Annotated in this window: 4 protein-coding genes; 3 read left to right on the top strand and 1 reads right to left on the bottom strand. The window is 62.0% G+C overall.

The features are described from left to right. On the top strand, window positions 1-170 hold a 170-nt coding region (locus AC1DXV_RS34530; protein ID WP_477938039.1), incomplete at its 5' end, for an isocitrate/isopropylmalate family dehydrogenase. A gap of 221 nt (window positions 171-391) precedes the next feature. On the opposite strand, the gene AC1DXV_RS34535 is transcribed toward AC1DXV_RS34530, so the two are convergent. Next, window positions 392-673 carry a cold-shock protein gene (locus AC1DXV_RS34535; RefSeq protein ID WP_056808144.1) on the bottom strand — a complete coding sequence of 94 codons (282 nt, stop codon included), beginning with the start codon at window positions 671-673 and terminating at the stop codon, window positions 392-394. Window positions 674-898: 225 nt separating this feature from the next. Between AC1DXV_RS34535 and clpS the strand changes: the two genes are divergently transcribed. Together clpS and AC1DXV_RS34545 are read left to right on the top strand one after the other, a co-directional pair. Beyond that, window positions 899-1,252, top strand: a complete 354-nt coding sequence (gene clpS / locus AC1DXV_RS34540) for an ATP-dependent Clp protease adapter ClpS (protein ID WP_052204767.1) — start codon at window positions 899-901, stop codon at window positions 1,250-1,252. Beyond that, on the top strand, window positions 1,249-1,483 hold a 235-nt coding region (locus AC1DXV_RS34545; RefSeq protein WP_477938038.1), incomplete at its 3' end, for a Clp protease N-terminal domain-containing protein. The genes clpS and AC1DXV_RS34545, both read left to right, overlap by 4 nt.

Consider the following 1,483-nt stretch of genomic DNA (forward strand, 5'->3'; position numbering starts at 1 on the left):
AGATGATGCTGCGCCACATGGGCTGGACCGCAGCGGCCGACCTGATCATCAGCTCGATGGAAAAGTCGATCCTGTCGAAGAAGGTCACGTACGACTTCGCGCGCCTGATGGACGGCGCGACGCAGGTGTCGTGCTCGGGCTTCGGCCAGGTGATGATCGACCACATGTGAGCGTCCGCCGGCGGCTTCGGCCCTGGCTGTGGTCTGCAAACCCCTTGTTCCTGCGTGGAGCGAGGGGTTTTTTCTTGGGCGCTGCCCGGCGCCATTGGATCTGGCAGCAATGAAAGCGGCCCAGCGCCGTCTGGTTCGGGAAGCCGATGAAGGCTTTCCGCACCAGACGAATCGCTGGGCCCGCGGCGTTCACGCCGCTTGCGCGGCGCGGGTCCTGCGCCCTAGGCTGCAGCGGCTGAGGACTCCGTCACACCGACAGAACTGCGGCGATGCGGGGTGGTCTCGGGTGCATCGAGCGCAGAGATGTTCTGCGCGAGCTGGCCTTTCGGGCCTTGCACCACTTCGTAGCTCACGCGGCCGCCCTGCTTGAGCGTGCGAAAGCCTTCACTCTGGATGGCCGAAAAATGTGCGAACACATCCTCGCCACCCCCTTCCGGTTCAATGAAGCCGAATCCCTTCGCATCATTGAACCACTTCACGGTTCCGAACAACTTCTGGGCCATATTGGTCTCCTATCCCTGTGAGCGAAGAATTTTGTGCGCCGCCTTGGTGACTGTCAAGGCACGGCAAACCAGGGTTCAGGGCCATGCAACCAAATGCATTCCCTTGCGGGTGCTGTCGTAGAACAATGGGCACGTTGTGATGCATTTCCGGGGCTTGCAGTTCGCTCGGGTGTCGCAATATCCGTTCGGGTGAGCACAGCAAAATCAACTCTATAGAATGGTTCCATGCCCGAGGAAAAACCGATACCGCCCGAGCCGCTGAAGCGGCCGACACCCGATGACGGGCAGGGGGCGGTCGTGGCCGAAAGGCAGGCCGCGAAGACAGAGCCGCCGCGCATGTACCAGGTGGTACTGCTCAACGACGACTACACACCGATGGAGTTTGTCGTGATGGTGCTTCAGGAGTATTTCCAGCGCGACCTCGAAACCGCGACGCAGATCATGCTCAAGGTTCACAAAGAGGGCCGCGGAGTCTGCGGCGTCTATACCAAGGACGTCGCTGCAACCAAGGTCGAATTGGTGCTGGCCGCTGCCCGTCGGGGCGGCCACCCGTTGCAATGCATTATGGAGGCCGCATGATCGCGCAAGAGCTTGAAGTCAGCCTGCACATGGCGTTCGTCGAGGCGCGCCAGCAGCGCCACGAATTCATCACCGTCGAGCACCTGCTGATGGCGCTGCTCGACAACCCGTCGGCCGCGGAGGTGCTGCGCGCCTGCTCGGCCAACATCGACGACCTGCGCAAGAGCCTCGCGCAGTTCATCAAGGAAAACACCCCCACGGTGGGCGGTGCCGAAGAGGTCGACACGCAGC

It is taken from the genome of Rhizobacter sp. P3_C12, assembly GCF_056402735.1.

Bases quoted from the DNA above. Each gene is read 5' to 3' on its own strand.
- AC1DXV_RS34535 (WP_056808144.1), bottom strand. From the start codon at position 673: ATGGCCCAGAAGTTGTTCGGAACCGTGAAGTGGTTCAATGATGCGAAG.
- clpS (WP_052204767.1), top strand. From the start codon at position 899: ATGCCCGAGGAAAAACCGATACCGCCCGAGCCGCTGAAGCGGCCGACA.